Below are 18079 nucleotides of genomic sequence, written 5' to 3'. Positions count from 1 at the left end.
GCACCTCGGCGGCGGCCAGCCTCAGCCGCCGCTTGCTCCGGCCGCCGCCGAGCCCGCCGCGCAGGCCCCGGCCGCCGCACCCGCACCCACCCCGGCCGCCGGCGGCATCGACCCCCGCCAGCTGTGGCCGAACATCCTGGAGGCGGTGAAGAACCGCCGCCGCTTCACCTGGATCCTGCTCAGCCAGAACGCGGCCGTGACCGGCTTCGACGGCACCACCCTGCAGATCGGCTTCGTGAACGCGGGCGCGCGGGACAACTTCGCGAGCAGCGGCAGCGAGGACGTGCTGCGCCAGGCACTGTCCGAGCAGTTCAACATCCAGTGGAAGATCGAGGCGATCGTCGACGCCTCGGGCGGCTCGGCGCCGTCGGCCCCCGCGAACCCGGGCTTCGGCGGTGGCGGCGGGTACGGCGGGGCTCCGGCCGCTCCGCGCCCGGCCGCCCAGCAGCCCCCCGCCCCGGCCCCGCGCCCGCAGGGCGGCCCGTCCGCGAGCCACGCCCCGGCCGCGGCCCCCGCTCCCGCTCCGACGCCCCCTCCGGCTCCGGAGCCGCCCCCCGTCTCCATCGAGGACGACATCCCCGAGGACGACGACCCCGACCTCGACGAGTCGGCCCTCTCCGGCCACGACCTGATCGTCCGCGAACTGGGGGCGACCGTGGTGGAGGAGTTCTCGAACGAGTGACGGTGGTCCGCGCCGCGTCGGCACCCCTTCTTCTGGAGGATCCCACCAACGTCCGAGGCCCTTCGCTTCGGAAGCCCCCACAAAGGCATCGGCCCCCGGCGGTTAGGCTGACCCCGTGAAGGTCCTCGTCATCGGTAGCGGCGCCCGCGAACACGCCCTGTGCCGTTCCCTGTCCCTCGACCCCGACGTCACCGCCCTGCACTGCGCCCCCGGGAACGCAGGCATCGCGGAGGTGGCCGAGCTGCACGCGGTCGACGCCCTCGACGGTGCCGCCGTCGCCGCGCTGGCCACCGAGCTCGGCGCCGAGCTGGTGGTGGTGGGCCCGGAGGCCCCGCTCGTCGCGGGTGTCGCCGACGCCGTGCGCGCGGCGGGTATCCCCTGCTTCGGCCCCTCGAAGGAGGCCGCGCAGCTGGAGGGCTCCAAGGCCTTCGCCAAGGACGTGATGGCGGAGGCGGACGTGCCCACCGCCCGCTCCTACGTGTGCACGACGCCGGAGGAGGTCGAGGAGGCGCTCGACGCCTTCGGAGCCCCGTACGTCGTGAAGGACGACGGGCTCGCGGCCGGCAAGGGTGTCGTCGTGACCGCCGACCTGGAGCAGGCCCGCGCGCACGCCAACGCGTGCGACCGCGTGGTCATCGAGGAGTTCCTCGACGGCCCCGAGGTCTCCCTGTTCGCGATCACGGACGGCGAGGCGGTCGTCCCGCTCCAGCCCGCCCAGGACTTCAAGCGCGCCCTGGACGGCGACGAGGGCCCGAACACCGGCGGCATGGGCGCGTACTCGCCGCTGCCCTGGGCGGACCCGAAGCTCGTCGAGGAGGTCGTGCAGACCGTCCTCCAGCCGACCGTCGACGAACTCCGCCGCCGCGGCACGCCTTTCTCGGGCCTCCTCTACGCCGGTCTGGCGATCACCGGCCGCGGCGTCCGGGTCATCGAGTTCAACGCCCGTTTCGGCGACCCGGAGACCCAGGTGGTCCTCGCCCGCCTGAAGACCCCCCTCGCGGGTGTGCTGCGCGCCGCGGCCGACGGCACCCTCGCCGACATGGCACCGCTGCGCTGGAGCGACGACGCGGCCGTGACCGTGGTCGTGGCCTCGCACAACTACCCGGAGACCCCGCGCACCGGGGACCCGATCACCGGACTCGACGAGGTCGCCGCCCAGGACGCCCCGCACGCGTACGTCCTGCACGCCGGGACGAAGCGTGACGGCGAGGCCGTGGTCAGCGCGGGCGGCCGGGTGCTGTCCGTCACGGCGACCGGCATCGACCTCACCGAGGCCCGTGCGCGCGCCTACGCGGCGGTCGCCCGGATCGGCCTCGACGGTTCGCAGCACCGTACGGACATCGCGGCGAAGGCCGCCGCGGAGGCCTGACCCCCGGTCGCCTCAGGTCGTCCCGGGCCCTCTTTGCCGGCCCGGGCGTCCCGCTCCGCTCGTGCGGGCCGCCGCCGTCGTGCGAGGCCCAGGGCCCCGGACTCCGCAAGGAATCCGGGGCCTGATCATTGCCCACTGTCATTCACCTTTCCCCAAAGCCATTCCATCGAGTGACCGATGTCCTATCCGGCTGACGGGGACCGGGGCCCCAACTAGGGTGCGGCGAAAGCGTTCCGGCACTTGGCCCACCGGCATTGCGATGTCCGTGGCGGGTGCCACAGTGGGGGAGTGAGCAACGCCAGGACATCCGTCGGCACGGGCTGTGCGACAGCCGGTGCCGGACGGACACGTAGGGGGTGACGTCCGGTCGTGACCGGTATGGGTGTGGAGGTGGGCGCGCAGGCAGCGCGCTCCCGGGCTCTCGCCGTGCTGCGCATCCGCAGCAGAGCGCTGGCCGTCGCCCTGCTGCCCGCGGCCGTCGCCGTCGTGCTGCTCGTCGGCGGCTCCACCGGCCACATCGTCGGCGGGCACTGGGGCGTCACGCGCTGGGTCGTGACGGTCCTGGCCGTCGTCGTCCTCCTCGCGGCCGCGGGCATCGCCCTCGTCGTCGCCAGGGCCCGGCCCGCCGTCAGCCCCACGGTCCCGATCGCCGAGGAATCCGCCCCGGACCTGTATCGCATGGTCCGCGACCTGGCCGACCGCCTCGACGTGCCGGCCCCCTCCGCGATAGCGCTCACCCCCGACTGCGACAGCTGGCTGGAGGACCGTACGCATCCGGCGCACGGCCCGCCCCCCGCGGAGCGGGACGAGAAGGACGGCCTGGACGCACTGCGCGGCATACGCGGAGCCCAAGGCGTACGGGGCCTGTCCGCACGGTCGCGCCGCTCCCCCTCGGCCCCCGTCCTCGTCATCGGCTCCCCCTTCCTGTGGTGGATGCGGGTCGGCGAGCTGCGCGCGGTCCTCGCCCCGGTGGTCGCCGGGACGGGCCCGTCCGCGCAACCCGACATAGCCGCGGCCCGCCGATTCGTACGGGGCCTGGACGCGGCGGTGGCCGTGACCTCGGCGCCCGCCGGCGGCTCCCTGTCCCGGACGGTCCGCGCGGGTGTCGGCTGGGTGACCCGTCTGCTGCTGCGCAGCTGCCGCGGCCACGCGGCCGAGATGGAGCGCGGTGTGGCGGCCGCGGCGGCCGAGCGTGCACAGGCTGTGGACTACGGCCTGCGGATCGTCGCCCAGGAACAGGTGGGCCTGGCGTACGCGGGCTGGGACCGGCTGCTGACCCGCGTCGCGCTGCCCGCCTGGCGGATGGGCCGCTGGCCGTCCCGGCTGGACGCCGGCGTGGTCGCGGCCCTCACCGAACTGTCCCGCCGCGACCGTCTGGCCGAGGGATTCGCCTCCCGTCTCGGCGAGCGCCCCGCATGCGACCTGCTCGAAGAGCCCGGCGCGATAGACGAGGCGACCTCTCTCCTCGCCGCCCGCCTCTTCCACGGCGGTCCCGCCGAACCGGGTCCGGACTGGGCGCCGGTGGACTGGCAGGAGTACCCGGACGAGGTCGTCGACCGGAAGTGGCGCACCGACGCGGCCCGCCTGCACCGCGTGCTGGACGCACTGGGCATCCGGCAGTCGGCGGACCCGGCGGCACCCGACCCGGAGGGGCCGACGCTGGCGAGGGTGATGGACCACCTCTCCGTGCCGCCGGAGGACCGGCCCACGGCAGGTCCGGACGCCGATGACGGCACCGTCGGGGGCCCGGCGGCGTACGCGGGGATGGGGATGGACGAGGACGAGCTCGGCCTCGGGAGCGAGCGTTCGGCCGCGTTGGCGGCCGGGCTCACCGCGGAGCTCGCCCGTGAGGAGACCGTGGCTCCGGCCGCGGCGCCCGCACCGGGCGGGGGCGCGGAGCAGCAGGACCCGGACCGGGCGCTGTGGGACGACGGGACGCTTCCCCTCTTCCCCCTCCAGCCGCCCAGGACCGGCCGGGAACTGCTGGCCGACCACGTCACGGCGATGGTGTGCTGTTCCGCGATGGACACGGTGGGGGCGGCGCCCGGTCTCGACTGGCTGGACGGGCCCTCCCTGCTCGTCGGCGGCGAGCGGGCCGGCGACCTCGGACCACGTGTCCGCACCCTCGTCGAGACGGGGGATCCCGGCCCCCTGCGGGAGTGGCTCTCGCACCTCGGCGTCCGGCCCGAGAAGCCCGTACGCCTCGTCTGACCCGAGGACGCCTGCCGGCTCGACGGCGCCTGTTGCCTGCACGGGTGCGGCGGCGCGTGCCGACCCGGCGGTTCCCGGCCGTTCTCGCCCGCCCGGGGCGCGCGCCTCGCCCGGGGCTCGCTCCCGTCCGCGGCGCGCGGCTCGCCCGGGACGGCGGCGGGCGTCGGCGATTTTTCGCCCCGTGTGTCCCGGTCCGCCCGGCTCCCGCCGGCTCGGCCCGCACCCGCGGTCCGGGCGGGGCGGCCTCGTCGTGGCGCCCCGAACGGGCCCGGACGCGGCGACGGGACGGGCCCGCGACCCGTACGCACGGGCGGAGCCCAGGGTTCCACTCGCGTCAATTCGCGACGAACGGTGACGGAGTGCGTGCGTAATGTGATGTGCTGGGACCGATCGCGCACAGGGCAAGGGCTTACAGACAGACGACGGGGGCACGAGGGAGGGGAGCAGGCATGGGGTCGGAGCAGATTCGCCGCTGGGAGTCGGGCGCGCTCGCGCACGCCGTGACGGATCCTTTCGGCCAGGGTCCCGTCCCGTGGCTCCGCGGCGACGAGCACTACTTCGACGACACCGGTCACGTCGTCCCCTGGTACATCGACCACATCGACCCGGCCCACGGCGCCACCCTCGTGCGCGACGAGCGGGACGCGAAGGCGCGAGCCGTGCGGGCCATTCCGCACCCCCGGGCCGGCGGCCCCCGCTCCGCCGACGACGTCCACCGCCAGATCAAGGGCTTCACCTCCACCGGCGCGGCGGCGCCCGGCGAGGCCATCGACTTCCACATCACCGTCGACCCGCCCCAGGAATTCAGCGTCGACATCTACCGCATCGGGCACTACGGAGGCGACGGCGCCAGCAAGATCACCACCAGCCCGCGGCTGTCCGGCATCGTCCAGCCCCCGCCGCTCACCGCCGACCGCACGGTCTCCTGCCACCACTGGTGGCTGTCCTGGCGGCTCCAGATCCCGTCGTACTGGAGCATCGGCGCCTATGTCGCCGTGCTCACCACCCTCGACGGCTATCGCTCCCACGTGCCGTTCACCATCCGCGACAACCACCCCGCGGACCTGCTGCTCCTGCTCCCTGACGTCACCTGGCAGGCGTACAACCTGTACCCGGAGGACGGTCACACGGGCGCCAGTCTGTACCACGCGTGGGACGAGGCCGGCCGGCTGCTCGGCGAGGCGGACGCCGCGACGACGGTCTCCTTCGACCGGCCGTACGCGGGCGCGGGCCTGCCCCTGCACGTCGGCCACGCCTACGACTTCATCCGCTGGGCCGAGCGCTACGGCTACGACCTCGCGTACGCCGACGCCCGCGACCTGCACGCCGGCCGCGTCGACCCCTCGCGCTACCGCGGCCTGGTCTTCCCGGGCCACGACGAGTACTGGTCCGCGCACATGCGCCGCACCGTGGAACTCGCCCGCGAGCACGGCACCTCGCTCGTCTTCCTCTCCGCCAACACCATGTACTGGCAGGTGGAGTTGGGGCCCTCCCCGTCGGGTGTCGCCGACCGGTTGCTGACCTGCCGCAAGCGCCGCGGCCCCGGAAGGCCGGCCCTGTGGCGGGAGATCGACCGCCCGGAGCAGCAGATCATCGGCATCCAGTACGCGGGGCGGGTACCCGAGCCCCACCCCCTGGTCGTCCGCAACGCCGATCACTGGCTGTGGGAGGCGACCGGCGCGCACGAGGGCGACGAACTGGAGGGCATGGTCGCCGGCGAGGCCGACCGGTACTTCCCGCGCACCCCGCTGCCCGAGCACCAGGGCCGGATCCTGCTCGCCCACTCCCCTTACGAGGACAGTGAGGGAACGGTCCGTCACCAGGAGACCTCCCTGTACCGGGCCCCGTCCGGCGCCCTCGTCTTCGCATCCGGAACGTTCGCATGGTCCCCGGCACTCGACCGTCCCGGGCACGTGGACACCCGTATCCAGCGAGCCACGGCCAACCTCCTCGACCGCATCTGCAAACGCGACTGACCGGGCGCCGGACGCCGGGCGTGCCGCGCGCCGTCCGGCACCCCCGTGGCCGGAGCCGCTCCCGGCATACGGGAGAATCGAGCCACTTGGACAGAACCACGGGGAGGAACCGTGTCCGGATTCGTCGAAAAGCCCGAGCCCCTTCAGGTGCCGGGTCTGGTGCATCTGCACACCGGCAAGGTGCGCGACCTGTACCAGAACGAGGCGGGCGACCTCGTGATGGTCGCCAGCGACCGTATCTCCGCCTACGACTGGGTGCTGCCCACGGAGATCCCCGACAAGGGCCGCACCCTCACCCGGCTCTCGCTGTGGTGGTTCGACCAGCTCGCCGAGCTGGCGCCCAACCACGTGCTGAGTGCCGAGCTCCCGCCGGGCGCCCCCGCCGACTGGGAGGGCCGGACCCTGATCTGCAAGTCGCTGCGGATGGTCCCGGTGGAGTGCGTCGCACGCGGCTATCTCACCGGTTCCGGCCTCGCCGAGTACCAGGAGTCCCGGACCGTGTGCGGCCTCGCCCTCCCCGAAGGCCTCGTCGACGGCTCGGAGCTGCCCTCGCCGATCTTCACCCCGGCCACCAAGGCCGAGGTCGGTGAGCACGACGAGAACGTGTCGTACGAGGAGGTGGCCCGGCAGGTGGGCGCCGACACGGCGGCCCAGCTGCGCCGGACGACCCTCGACGTCTACGGCCGTGCCCGCGACATCGCCCGTGAGCGGGGCATCGTCCTCGCGGACACCAAGTTCGAGTTCGGCTTCGACGGGGAGACGCTCGTGCTGGCCGACGAGGTGCTGACCCCGGACTCCTCCCGCTTCTGGCCCGCCGACGCGTGGGAGCCGGGCCACGCCCAGCCGTCCTTCGACAAGCAGTTCGTCCGGGACTGGCTGACCTCCGGCGAGTCCGGCTGGGACCGCAGGAGCGAGCAGCCGCCGCCCGCGCTGCCGCCGCAGGTGGTGGAGGCGACCCGCGCCAAGTACATCGAGGCGTACGAGCGTCTGACGGGCACCAGCTGGTCGTAGCCCCCGGCGCGACTCCCGACGGGACCCGGCGACGAGCCGGGTCCCGCCGCACGTGCGGCGGCGCTCCGTCTCGTGGCGTGCGGGTGGCCGTGCCCCGGCTCCCCGGCGCGGGCGCACCCGCTCCCCGGCGCACCCGCGGCCCGCAGCAGGAACACCCGGCTCCCGGGCATACGACGAAGCCCCCGACCTGAGACAGATCGGGGGCTTGTCACCGGAGCGGACGACGAGGCTCGAACTCGCGACCTCAACCTTGGCAAGGTTGCGCTCTACCAACTGAGCTACGTCCGCATTGCGCCGTGGCGCGACAGCTACTATACCCAACCTCGCTCACGTGCGAGACGCACCGCAGCGTGCCGGTTCTCCGCCCCCAGCTTGGAGGCGGCCGAGGACAGGTAGTTGCGCACGGTTCCCTGGGACAGCGCGGCCCGCTCCGCGATCTCCGCGACGGGCGCCCCGTCGGCGGCGAATTCGAGCACCTCGGCCTCGCGAGGCGTCAGTGGCGAGTCCCCGGCGGAGATCGCGTCGGCGGCCAACTCGGGGTCCACGTAACGGTTTCCGGCGTGCACCGTGCGGATGATCTCGGCGAGCCGCTGTGCGCTGACCGTCTTCGGGACGAACCCGCGCACACCCGCCTCAAGCGCTCGCTTCAGATGCCCCGGCCGTCCGTGACTCGTCACGATCAGCACCTGGCAGCCGGGCAGTTCGGCCCGCAGCGATGTGGCCACCCTCACACCGTCCGCCCCCGGCATCTGAAGATCCAGGACGGCGACATCGGGTTCGTGGGCCCGCGCCATCGCCAGCGCCTCGGGCCCGGTCGCCGCCTCGGCGACGACGACCAGGTCCTCCTCCAGTGCCAGCAGCGCGGCGAGCGCTCCCCGGATGAGGTGTTCGTCATCGGCGAGCAGCAGCCGTACGGGCCGAACGGATGGGGCTGGTGTGACGAGTGTGGTGGGCGGTACGGATGTCATGGGGTGACCTCACTGATGTGTCGCGGAACGGAGGACGGCGAGGACCGTCGGTCCTGGACCGGCGGGAGGGGTACCTCGGCCGTGAGCCGGAACACTCCGTCACCGGCGGGCCCGGCCCGCAGCACCCCGTCCACCGCCCCGAGCCGCTCCCGCAGCCCGGCGAGCCCGGATCCCGGCCGGGGCGGGGAACCGTCGCCCGGCCGTCCGGAGTCCGTCACCACCGGTGCCCCGTCGTTCTCGACGGTGAGCGTCACCCGGCCCTCCGACCGGCGCAGCGAGACGGCGCACCGCCCGGCGTCCCCGTGCCTGAGCACATTGGTGGTCGCCTCCCGTACGACCCAGCCGAGCGCCGACTGGACCTGCGCGGGCAGTCCGGCCGCCGAGCCGGTCACCTCGCAGTCGAGGCCGGCGGCCGACAGTACGCCCTGTGCGCCCGCGAGTTCGGAGCCCAGGTCGGCGTCGCGGTAGCCGCGGACGACCTCGCGCACCTCACGCTGGGAGTCGCGGGCGATCCGCTGCACCTCGACCATCTGCTCCACGGCCTCGGGCCGGCCGCGCCGCGTCAGCTGCACGGCGAGCTCGCTCTTGAGCGCGATCACCGCGAGGTTGCGGCCCATCACGTCGTGCAGGTCGCGTCCGAACCGCAGCCGCTCCTCGGCGACGGCGAGACGGGCACGGGTCTCGCGCGCCTCGTCGAGTTCGTAGACGGCGTTGAGCAGCCAGACCGAGAACGCGGCGGTGAAGGTGAGGAACCCCGCGGCGAGCAGCACCACCCCGGCCGTGACGAGCGCGGCGGGGCCGGGGAGGCCGAGGGGGAAGGAGACGGACCCCGCGCCCGCGCCGGCGCCGAGCACCACATGGGTCATCCGCCGCCGGTTGCGCGTGGCGAGTGCGAGGGTGCCGGCGCCGAAGGCGATGACGCCGACGAAGAGCGTGGTGCCCACCCGGGCCTCGGCGTCGGTCGCCGGACGCCAGTCGGTCCCCTCCAGAGTGAGCGCGACGAGGGCGACCGCGAACGTGGCGACGGCCAGCGCGGCCGCGAGCCGCCGGGGCTGCTTCCGGGTGCCGCGTATCCAGTCCAGCGCCCGCGAGGAGGTCGCCGCGCACAGCGCGGAGTGGCCGCACACCAGCAGGAACAGCAGCCAGGCCGGCACGGGCGAGAGGCTTCCGAAGAGGGGGAGAGCGAGCGTGACGGCCTCGATCACCGCGAAGGAGTGGAACGACCACCGGGTGTACGTCTCGACCTTCGCGGGCGTGCTCTTCGCCCGCCACCAGCCGTCCGGCCCGCTCATGTGCACCCCCGCAACCGGCCGTGCGGCCCGCTCGTTCCCGTTCCCGCCCTCGGCCGTCCGGCCCGGCTCGTGCCCGCCGGTTCCGCAGCTGGCGCGCCCGGCTCCCTCCCGGTCATCGCCGCGGCTCCCAGCGGAACCACCGTCGTACAGCAAACACCGCGAGCGCGGTCCAGGCCACCGCCGTGCCCACGGCGCCCAGGGTGTCGTGCGCGGAGAGGTGCCCGGTCCAGCCGCCCCGGAGCAGGGTGATCACCGGGGTGAGCGGGAGGAGTTCGCAGAACGAGGCCAGCCGGTCGGGCAGGGTCTCCAGCGGGATGAAGGTGCCGGAGCCGAGCAGCGACACCATCATCAGCGGCAGGGCGGCCACCTGGGCACCCTCCACGCTCCTGCTGAAGCTCGCGGTGACCGCGGCCAGCGCGGGCCAGGTCACCAGCCCCAACAGCAGGCCCAGCACGACGAGGTGGGGTGATGCCGGTGCCCCGACGTCGAGCGTCACGACGTAGGCGACGGTCAGGACCAGACACTGGGCGAGACCGATCGCCACCGACGGCAGGGCCGCCCCGGCGAGGATCTCCGCGTCGCGCGACTCCCCGGTGCGCAGTCGTTTGAGGACGAGTTCCTCCCGCCGGGCCGCGTACACGCTCACGAGCGAGCTGTAGACGGCGACGAGGAGGGAGAAGCCGATCGAGGAGGGCAGCAGCACGGAGCCGACCGTCAGTCCGGTGCCCTTCAAGTCCATCCCGTCGACCGTCGAGCGGAACATGAACGGCATCAGGAGCGGCACGGACACGGCGGTCGCCAGCGTCGCCTTCGTGCGGCCCAGCAGGGTCAGCTCGGCACGTGCGAGCGCGCGGAGCCGTGCCGCGGCCGTGGTCCTCGCCGGCGCCCGGCCGGGGCCCGCCGTCGTTGCGCTCATGCCGCCGTCTCCTTGTCCCGGTGGTCCGTGCCGTGTGCCGCCGCGTCCCGGGCGATCCGCAGGAAGGCCTCCTCCAGGGAGGCGGAGCGCACGTCGAGCCGGCGCAGTTCGACCTGTGCCCGGTCCGCCCACTGCAGCAGCGCGGTGGCGGTCCGCTGCGGGGTGTCGGTGCGCAGGCGTACGGCGCGGCCGGCCGTCTCGTGGCCGGACACGCCGAGCCGGGCGAGCGGGGGCAGGTCTCCGAGGTGATAGCCGTCGGGCAGTTCGAAGGAGATGCGGGCCGGCTGGGTGCCGGTGACCTCGGCGGGTGTGCCGGAGGCCGCGACGCGCCCCTCGTGGAGGATCGCGAGCCGGTCGGCGAGTTCCTCCGCCTCCTCCAGGTAGTGGGTGGTCAGCAGCACCGTGGTGCCGCCGTCGCGCAGTGCGCGCACCAACTCCCAGGTGCTGTGTCGCCCTTCGGTGTCGAGTCCGGTGGTCGGCTCGTCGAGGAAGAGGATCTCGGGGCGGCCGAGGAGGGCGAGGGCCAGGTCCAGGCGGCGCTTCTCGCCCCCGGACAGCTGTTTCACGCGTACGCCCGCCCGCCGGGTGAGGCCGACCAGGTCGAGGGCCTGGGCCGTGGGGCGCGCTCCGCTGGTGCAGCCCGCCCACATCCGGACGGTCTCCGCGACGGTCAGTTCGGAGGGGAAGCCGCCTTCCTGGAGCATCACGCCGATCCGGGGCCGTACCGCGGCCCGCTCCCGGTAGGGGTCGTGCCCGAGAACCCGTACCCGGCCGCCGGCCGGGGGAGCGAGGCCCTCCAGTACCTCGACGGTGGACGTCTTGCCCGCGCCGTTGGTGCCGAGGAGGGCGAAGATCTCACCGCGGCCGACAGAGAACGTGACGTGACGCACGGCCTCGAACGCCCCCCGGCCCCGCCCGTCTCCCCCGTACACGCGCCGCAGGTCAGTGACCTCGATCACGTCGCCGTGCTCGTTCGTGTTCATGAATTCAGCGTCGCCGCGGACCGGGCGGGTCGGCAGTGCGCGGTGTCATCGCTCCGCATGACAAATGTCAGTCGCCGCCGAAGCGGACACGAGAAAGGCCCCGGTCGATGACCGGGGCCTTTGCTCCGTGGAGCGGACGACGAGGCTCGAACTCGCGACCTCAACCTTGGCAAGGTTGCGCTCTACCAACTGAGCTACGTCCGCATTGCCTCCGACCGGCTCTCACCGATCGGCGCGAGCACCACCCTACCTGATCGACAAGCCCGATCGGTAAGAGGTGCAGAGCGGGTGACAGGAATTGCACACTGCGCCTTCCCCCTGGAAGGGGGATGTTCTGCTACTGAACTACACCCGCACGACTCCTCGGGGTCCGGCCTTTCGGCCTTGCCCCTCGGCGTGCTCCAGACTTTAGCTGATCAGCGGGGGGTCAGCGCAAGTCGGTTGTTCCCAGGGCCCGGTGACGGGTCCTCGCGGGCGCCCCCGGAGGACCCGTGCGGTCAGTGCGCCTCGGTGAACGCCTCGTAGACCTTCTTGGGGATGCGTCCGCGGGGCGGCACGTCCATCTTGTTGGAGCGGGCCCAGGCGCGGACGGCGGCGGGGTCGGGGGTCAGCGCGGTGTGCGTGTACGCCTTCCCGGACTTCGCCCGCTTGCGGCCGGCCTCGACGTAGGGCGCGAGCACCTTACGCAGTTTCTTGGCATTGGCTGGATTGAGGTCGATCTCGTACGACTTGCCGTCGAGTCCGAAGGCGATCGTCTCCGCCGCTTCTGAGCCGTCGATGTCGTCAAAGAGAGTGACCACGACACGCTGCGCCACGAATATCGGTCCCTTCGTGCGGCACCTCTGCGATCAACGGTCATGACGTGCGCAGACGTCACGGAGTTGTCGGGGAGATGTCGACTGTCCGGCTGTTATTGGGCAAAGTATCGGCTATTGCCAATTCCTTTGTACAGTGCCCGGCATTGCATTGTGAAGCCCGACTAAAACCTTGCGCGTGTCCGAAGGCAATGGGCCCCTGCCGTTCTTCTGCGGTTTTTCCCAGGATTTTCCGTGCAGGTCCCCGCGTCGATGCGGGATCGTGATGGGGGTCACGTAGGATTCTACGAATCTACGCGAGTAGAAATTTTGTGCAGGTAGTCTGAAGGGACCTGCTCAGCACCACACACCGGGAGTGCCAGTGGCACGCGTCGTAGTCGACGTCATGCTCAAGCCGGAGATCCTCGACCCCCAGGGCCAGGCGGTGCAGCGTGCACTGCCGCGCCTCGGTTTCGAAGGTGTCTCCGACGTACGTCAGGGAAAGCGATTCGAACTGGAAGTGGACGGACCGGTGGACGACGCCGCGCTCGCCCGCATCCGTGAACTCGCGGAATCCTTCCTCGCCAACACCGTGATCGAGGACTTCACCGTCAAGGTGGAGGACGAGAAGGTGGGGGCCGGAAAGTGACCGCTCGTATTGGAGTCGTCACCTTTCCCGGCAGCCTCGACGACCGCGACACGCAGCGCGCGATCAAGCTCGCCGGTGCCGAACCCGTCGCTCTCTGGCACAAGGACAAGGACCTCAAGCAGGTCGACGCCGTCGTGCTGCCCGGCGGTTTCTCGTACGGCGACTATCTGCGGGCGGGCGCCATCTCGCGCTTCTCGCCCGTGATGGAGACCGTGATCGAGCAGGCGAAGTCCGGAATGCCGGTCCTCGGCATCTGCAACGGCTTCCAGATCCTCACCGAGGCGCACCTCCTCCCGGGAGGGATGCTCGGCAACGACCACCTCCACTTCATCTGCCGCGACCAGAAGCTGCGGGTGGAGAACGCGGAGACCTCCTGGACCGCCGACTACACGGCCGGCCAGGAGATCCACATCCCGCTGAAGAACATGGACGGGCGGTACGTCGCCGACGAGCGCACGCTCGACATGCTGGAGGCCGAGGGCCGGGTCGCCTTCCGCTACCTGGACTTCAACCCGAACGGTTCGCTGCGGGACATCGCCGGCATCACCAACGAGGCCGGGAACGTCGTCGGCCTCATGCCGCACCCCGAGCACGCCGTCGAGCCGCTGATCGGTACCGGTCGTACCGACGGCCTCCCCTTCTTCACCTCGATCCTCAAGAAGCTGGTCAACGCATGAGCCGCACGCCTCTGGACACGGTCGAGAACGCGGCCGCGACCCCCGACGTCGAGCTGCCCTGGGCCGAACTCGGTCTGAAGAAGGACGAGTACGAGCGGGTCGTGGAGATCCTCGGCCGCCGCCCGACCGGCGCCGAGCTCGCCATGTACTCGGTCATGTGGTCCGAGCACTGCTCCTACAAGTCCTCCAAGGTGCATCTGCGCCAGTTCGGCGAGAAGGCCCCGCAGTCCGACGCCCTCCTCGTCGGCATCGGCGAGAACGCCGGTGTCGTCGACGTCGGCCAGGGCTACGCGGTGACCTTCAAGGTCGAGTCGCACAACCACCCGTCGTACGTCGAGCCCTACCAGGGCGCGGCCACCGGCGTCGGCGGCATCGTGCGCGACATCATCGCGATGGGCGCCCGCCCGGTCGCGGTCGTCGACCCGTTGCGCTTCGGCGCCGCCGACCACCCCGACACCAAGCGCGTCCTGCCCGGCGTGGTCGCCGGCATCGGCGGCTACGGCAACTGCCTGGGTCTGCCCAACATCGGCGGCGAGGTCGTCTTCGACGCCTGCTACCAGGGCAACCCGCTGGTCAACGCCGGCGCCATCGGCGTCATGCGGCACGAGGACATCCACCTCGCCAAGGCGTCCGGCTCGGGCAACAAGGTCATCCTCTACGGGGCCCGCACCGGCGGCGACGGCATCGGCGGCGCGTCCATCCTCGCCTCCGAGACCTTCGACGACGCCAAGCCGTCGAAGCGTCCCGCCGTCCAGGTCGGCGACCCCTTCCAGGAGAAGCTCCTCATCGAGTGCACCCTGGAGGCCTTCCGGGAGAAGCTCGTCGTCGGCATCCAGGACCTCGGCGCCGCCGGTCTGTCCTGCGCCACCTCGGAGCTGGCCTCGAACGGCTCCGGCGGCATGCGCGTCACCCTCGACGACGTACCGCTGCGCGACTCCACGCTCTCGCCCGAGGAGATCCTCATGAGCGAGTCGCAGGAGCGCATGTGCGCGGTGGTCGAGCCGGCGAAGGTCGACCGCTTCCTGGAGATCTGCGCGAAGTGGGACGTCATCGCCACCGTCATCGGTGAGGTCACCGACGGCGACCGCCTGGAGATCTACTGGCACGGCGGCAAGATCGTCGACGTCGACCCGCGCACGGTCGCGCACGAGGGCCCGGTCTACGAGCGCCCGTACGCCCGTCCGTCCTGGCAGGACGCCCTCCAGGCCGACGACGCGAACAAGCTCCCGCGCCCGGAGACCGCCGAGGAGCTGAAGGACCAGGTCCGGAAGCTGGTGGCCTCCCCCAACCAGGCGTCCAAGAAGTGGATCACCTCGCAGTACGACCACTTCGTGCAGGGCAACACGGTGCTGGCGCAGCCCGAGGACTCGGGCATGATCCGCATCGACGAGGAGACCGGGCTCGGCGTCGCCATCGCGACCGACGGCAACGGCCGGTACGCGAAGCTCGACCCGTACGCGGGTGCGCAGCTCGCCCTCGCCGAGGCGTACCGCAACGTCGCGACGACCGGCGCCAAGCCGCTCGCCGTCTCCGACTGCCTGAACTTCGGCTCGCCCGAGGACCCGGCCGTCATGTGGCAGTTCGCGGAGGCCATCCGCGGGCTCGCCGACGCCTGCCAGCAGCTCGGCACCCCGGTGACCGGCGGCAACGTCTCCCTCTACAACCAGACGGGCGAGGCGGCCATCCACCCGACCCCGGTCGTCGCCGTCCTCGGCGTGATCGACGACGTGGCCCGGCGCACGCCGGTCGCCTTCCGGGAAGAGGGCCAGCTCCTCTACCTGCTCGGCGACACCCGCGAGGAGTTCGGCGGCTCGGCCTGGTCGCAGGTGATCCACGACCACCTCGGCGGTCTGCCGCCGCAGGTCGACCTGGAGCGTGAGCGGCTGCTCGCCGAGATCCTCATCTCGGCCTCCCGCGACGGCATGATCGACTCCGCGCACGACCTGTCCGACGGCGGTCTGGTCCAGGCCGTCGTCGAGTCGGCGCTGCTCGGCGGGAAGGGCGCGCGTCTGGTCGTGCCCGACGGTCTGGACGCGTTCACCTTCCTCTTCTCGGAGTCGGCGGGCCGCGCGGTCGTCGCCGTCCCGCGTTCGGAGGAGCTCCGCTTCACCGACATGTGCGGCGCGCGGGGTCTGCCCGTCACCCGCATCGGTGTCGTCGACGGCGACGCGGTCGACGTGCAGGGCGAGTTCGCGCTCTCGCTGGAGGAGCTGCGCGAGGCGCACGAGGCGACCATCCCGGCGCTGCTCGCGTAGCCCGCAGGCGCTCGCACACGTCGGAAGGCCCCGCCCGTTCCCACGGGCGGGGCCTTCGTCATGCCGTGACCGATTCGGTGCGCTCCGCGGAGGACCCGGCGACCGTCCGCGTGCGGTGGGGCCGCGGGAGCCTGAGCGCCAGCACCGCGGCCAGGCCCATCAGCGCGGCGCCTCCCCAGAAGACGAACCGGGTCGCGTCGACGAAGGCGTGCACGCCGTCCGCGTGGGCGGCCCCGGTCAGCCGGGCCAGCGCGCTGATGTCGCCCCCGGGGCCGTGCGCCGCGTACAGGCGGGCCAGCACGGTGCCGAAGACGGCGGTTCCGAGGGCGTTGCCCAGGGTCTGGAAGAAGCGGATGCCGGTGGTGGCGACGCCCAGCTGGTGGCGCGGGGCGGAGTCCTGCACCAGCAGGATCAGCTGGCCGACGAGCTGCCCGAACCCGGCCCCGGCCAGCAGGAGCTCCCCGCGGACCAGCCACAGCGAGGTGTGCGGTCCGGTCGTGGTGGCCAGCAGGGCGAAGGCGACGGCGGTGGTGACCGTGCCGCTGACGGTGAAGGTGCGCGCGGACCAGCCGCGGGCGCCGAGCGGGCCGGACAGCAGCCCGACCGCGGTGAGACCGACGGCCAAGGGGACCAGGTAGAGGCCCGCCGAGGAGCTGCTGATGCCGCGGGCGACCTGGAGGTAGACGAGCACGTAGTAGATGGCGCACATCATCGCGCCGCCGAGGATCGCCTGGACGGCGAAGCCGAGGCGCACCTCGCGGACGCGGAACAGGGAGAGCGGGAGCACCGGTTCGGGTGCCCGGGTCTGCCGCCACAGGAAGAGGGCGAGGGTCGCGACGGCCGTCACGATCAGGCCGACGACGGCGGGGGAGGACCACGCGTACCGGTTGCCGCCCCAGTCCGTGACCAGGAGCAGGGCGCTGGAGAACGCCGCGGCGAGCAGCGCGCCCGGGTAGTCGACCGGGCGGCGCACGTGCTGTCCGGGGAGTTTCAGGGCGAGGGCGGACGCGGTCAGGACCACCAGACCGATCGGCAGGTTGACGTAGAAGATCCAGCGCCAGTTCGCGTGGTCGGCCAGCAGGCCGCCGATCCAGGGGCCGATCGCCATCGCACCGCCGGCGACCAGCCCGCCGGCGTTGCCGCCCTTGCCCGCGCCCTTCTCCTCGGGGCCCTTGAGGTGGGCGATGACGACCATTGTGACGCTCATCAGCCCGCCTCCGCCGAGGCCCTGCACGGCGCGGGCCGCGATGAGCTGGGTCATCGACTGGGCGGCGCCGCACAGTGCGGAGCCGAGCAGGAAGGCGGCGATGGCGCCGGTGAAGACGCGCTTGGGGCCGAGGGTGTCGCAGAGCTTGCCGTAGAGCGGGAGCATCGCCGCCGAGGCGAGGGCGTAGGCGCTGACCAGCCAAGGAATCGTGTCGATGCCGTGGTCGGGGTCGAGGTCCCGGACGATCGGGACGGTGGCCGCGGACACGATCTGGAGGTCCAGGAGGGCCAGGACGATCGTCACGAGGCAGACGAGGAAGCCGATCTTGCGCTGGGTCTCGGTCATGGGGACAAGCCTGGACTCCATCCGTATACCGAGTCAATGTTTTTTCTCGGATCATTTTTCGGCCTGGCTCAAATTTCGCCTTGGTACAGTGCCGGTATGGCCGAAGCGATGGGACTGCGCGAACGCAAGAAGATCCAGACGGCGAAGCGGATCTACCGGATCGCCGTCGCGCTGTTCGTCGAGCGCGGCTTCGACAACGTGTCCGTGCAGGAGGTCGCCGACGCCGCCGAGGTGTCGAAGATGACCGTCTTCAACTACTTCGGCTCCAAGGAGGACCTGGTCTTCCGGCCCATGGAGGAGCACTTCGGCGACGCCGCCCGGGCCGTGCGCGAGCGGCACCCCGGCGAGTCCGCGGTGGACGCCGTGCGCCGGCAGTTCCTGGAGATGGTCGAGACCCGCGACCCGGCGGTCGGCCTGCACGCCGAGCCCTTCGCCGGCCAGGTGCGCCGGCTGGTCATGGAGACCCCGGTCCTGATGGAACGCGCCGTCCTCGGTGCCCAGAAGGGCACCCGCGACCTGGCCGCCCTCCTCGCCGAGGAGACCGGGGACCCGATGCTCGCCGTCATCGCCGCCGCCATGCTGAGCGCCGCCCGCAACGCCCTCATCGAGGAGCACCACGACCGCATCGCCGCGGGCGAGAGCCCGGACGCCGTCGCCGCGGACGCCGCCGAACGTGCCCGGCACGCCTTCGCACTGATCGAGAACGGCCTGAGCGGATACGCCGTGAAGGCATAGGCTCGCGGT

The 18079-nt window shown here is 72.3% G+C and carries 14 protein-coding genes, 3 tRNA genes and 1 pseudogene; 9 read left to right on the top strand and 9 right to left on the bottom strand.

What is annotated here, in order from left to right; all coding sequences use genetic code 11:
- The 5 genes and pseudogenes from ABEB03_RS37875 to ABEB03_RS37855 all read left to right on the top strand — a co-directional run.
- Positions 1-682: pseudogene (locus tag ABEB03_RS37875) on the top strand (DNA polymerase III subunit gamma and tau); the annotation flags it as partial.
- A gap of 115 nt (positions 683-797) precedes the next feature.
- Positions 798-2051, top strand: coding sequence for a phosphoribosylamine--glycine ligase (gene purD / locus ABEB03_RS37870; RefSeq protein WP_345657468.1), 1254 nt, complete (start codon positions 798-800; stop codon positions 2049-2051).
- A 378-nt stretch (positions 2052-2429) separates the two neighbouring features.
- The gene (locus ABEB03_RS37865; RefSeq protein WP_345657471.1) at positions 2430-4262 is read left to right on the top strand and encodes a hypothetical protein; all 1833 of its coding nucleotides are present in this window, start codon (positions 2430-2432) and stop codon (positions 4260-4262) included.
- A 449-nt stretch (positions 4263-4711) separates the two neighbouring features.
- A complete protein-coding gene (locus tag ABEB03_RS37860) occupies positions 4712-6238 on the top strand; it encodes a N,N-dimethylformamidase beta subunit family domain-containing protein (RefSeq protein ID WP_345657467.1) in 1527 nt (508 codons plus the stop codon).
- Positions 6239-6349: 111 nt separating this feature from the next.
- Complete coding sequence (locus tag ABEB03_RS37855; RefSeq protein WP_345657466.1) at positions 6350-7249, top strand: phosphoribosylaminoimidazolesuccinocarboxamide synthase; 900 nt, start codon at positions 6350-6352, stop codon at positions 7247-7249.
- A 215-nt stretch (positions 7250-7464) separates the two neighbouring features.
- Here the strand turns inward: ABEB03_RS37855 and ABEB03_RS37850 are convergent.
- The 8 genes from ABEB03_RS37850 to ABEB03_RS37815 all read right to left on the bottom strand — a co-directional run bounded on the left by ABEB03_RS37850 (position 7465) and on the right by ABEB03_RS37815 (position 12223).
- Positions 7465-7537, bottom strand: a tRNA-Gly gene (locus ABEB03_RS37850).
- Positions 7538-7560: 23 nt separating this feature from the next.
- On the bottom strand, positions 7561-8217 hold the full coding sequence (locus ABEB03_RS37845; RefSeq protein ID WP_345657465.1) for a response regulator transcription factor: 657 nt from the start codon (positions 8215-8217) through the stop codon (positions 7561-7563).
- Complete coding sequence (locus ABEB03_RS37840) at positions 8214-9509, bottom strand: sensor histidine kinase (RefSeq protein ID WP_345657464.1); 1296 nt, start codon at positions 9507-9509, stop codon at positions 8214-8216. Before ABEB03_RS37840 ends, ABEB03_RS37845 begins: the two co-directional genes overlap by 4 nt.
- Before the next feature lie 112 nt (positions 9510-9621).
- Positions 9622-10425 carry an ABC transporter permease gene (locus tag ABEB03_RS37835; protein ID WP_345657463.1) on the bottom strand — a complete coding sequence of 268 codons (804 nt, stop codon included), beginning with the start codon at positions 10423-10425 and terminating at the stop codon, positions 9622-9624.
- Positions 10422-11408 carry an ABC transporter ATP-binding protein gene (locus ABEB03_RS37830; RefSeq protein ID WP_345657462.1) on the bottom strand — a complete coding sequence of 329 codons (987 nt, stop codon included), beginning with the start codon at positions 11406-11408 and terminating at the stop codon, positions 10422-10424. Before ABEB03_RS37830 ends, ABEB03_RS37835 begins: the two co-directional genes overlap by 4 nt.
- Positions 11409-11536: 128 nt before the next feature.
- Positions 11537-11612: transfer RNA gene (locus ABEB03_RS37825), tRNA-Gly, on the bottom strand.
- Positions 11613-11691: 79 nt separating this feature from the next.
- A tRNA-Gly gene (locus tag ABEB03_RS37820) sits at positions 11692-11763 on the bottom strand.
- Positions 11764-11905: 142 nt separating this feature from the next.
- Positions 11906-12223 carry a histone-like nucleoid-structuring protein Lsr2 gene (locus ABEB03_RS37815; protein WP_095935310.1) on the bottom strand — a complete coding sequence of 106 codons (318 nt, stop codon included), beginning with the start codon at positions 12221-12223 and terminating at the stop codon, positions 11906-11908.
- 361 nt (positions 12224-12584) lie between these two features.
- Between ABEB03_RS37815 and purS the strand changes: the two genes are divergently transcribed.
- From purS to purL, 3 genes are read left to right on the top strand one after another with little or no spacing between them, the layout of a single operon-like run.
- Positions 12585-12851, top strand: a complete 267-nt coding sequence (purS, locus tag ABEB03_RS37810) for a phosphoribosylformylglycinamidine synthase subunit PurS (RefSeq protein WP_028804522.1) — start codon at positions 12585-12587, stop codon at positions 12849-12851.
- The gene (gene purQ / locus ABEB03_RS37805) at positions 12848-13528 is read left to right on the top strand and encodes a phosphoribosylformylglycinamidine synthase subunit PurQ (RefSeq protein WP_345657460.1); all 681 of its coding nucleotides are present in this window, start codon (positions 12848-12850) and stop codon (positions 13526-13528) included. The genes purS and purQ overlap by 4 nt, the downstream gene beginning before the upstream one ends.
- The gene (purL, locus tag ABEB03_RS37800; protein WP_345657457.1) at positions 13525-15783 is read left to right on the top strand and encodes a phosphoribosylformylglycinamidine synthase subunit PurL; all 2259 of its coding nucleotides are present in this window, start codon (positions 13525-13527) and stop codon (positions 15781-15783) included. Before purQ ends, purL begins: the two co-directional genes overlap by 4 nt.
- Before the next feature lie 58 nt (positions 15784-15841).
- Here the strand turns inward: purL and ABEB03_RS37795 are convergent, their stop codons facing one another.
- Positions 15842-17335 carry an MFS transporter gene (locus ABEB03_RS37795; RefSeq protein WP_345657456.1) on the bottom strand — a complete coding sequence of 498 codons (1494 nt, stop codon included), beginning with the start codon at positions 17333-17335 and terminating at the stop codon, positions 15842-15844.
- A gap of 96 nt (positions 17336-17431) precedes the next feature.
- On the opposite strand from ABEB03_RS37795, the gene ABEB03_RS37790 reads away from it, so the two are divergent.
- Entirely contained in the window at positions 17432-18070 is a 639-nt protein-coding gene (locus ABEB03_RS37790; RefSeq protein ID WP_345657455.1) for a TetR/AcrR family transcriptional regulator, read from the top strand.
- The last annotated feature ends 9 nt before the right edge of the window (positions 18071-18079 follow it).

The organism is Streptomyces siamensis (assembly GCF_039543605.1).
Classification (GTDB): domain Bacteria; phylum Actinomycetota; class Actinomycetes; order Streptomycetales; family Streptomycetaceae; genus Streptomyces; species Streptomyces siamensis.
The sequence above is the reverse complement of the archived record's forward strand: the minus strand, read 5'-3'. Positions and strand labels throughout refer to the sequence as shown.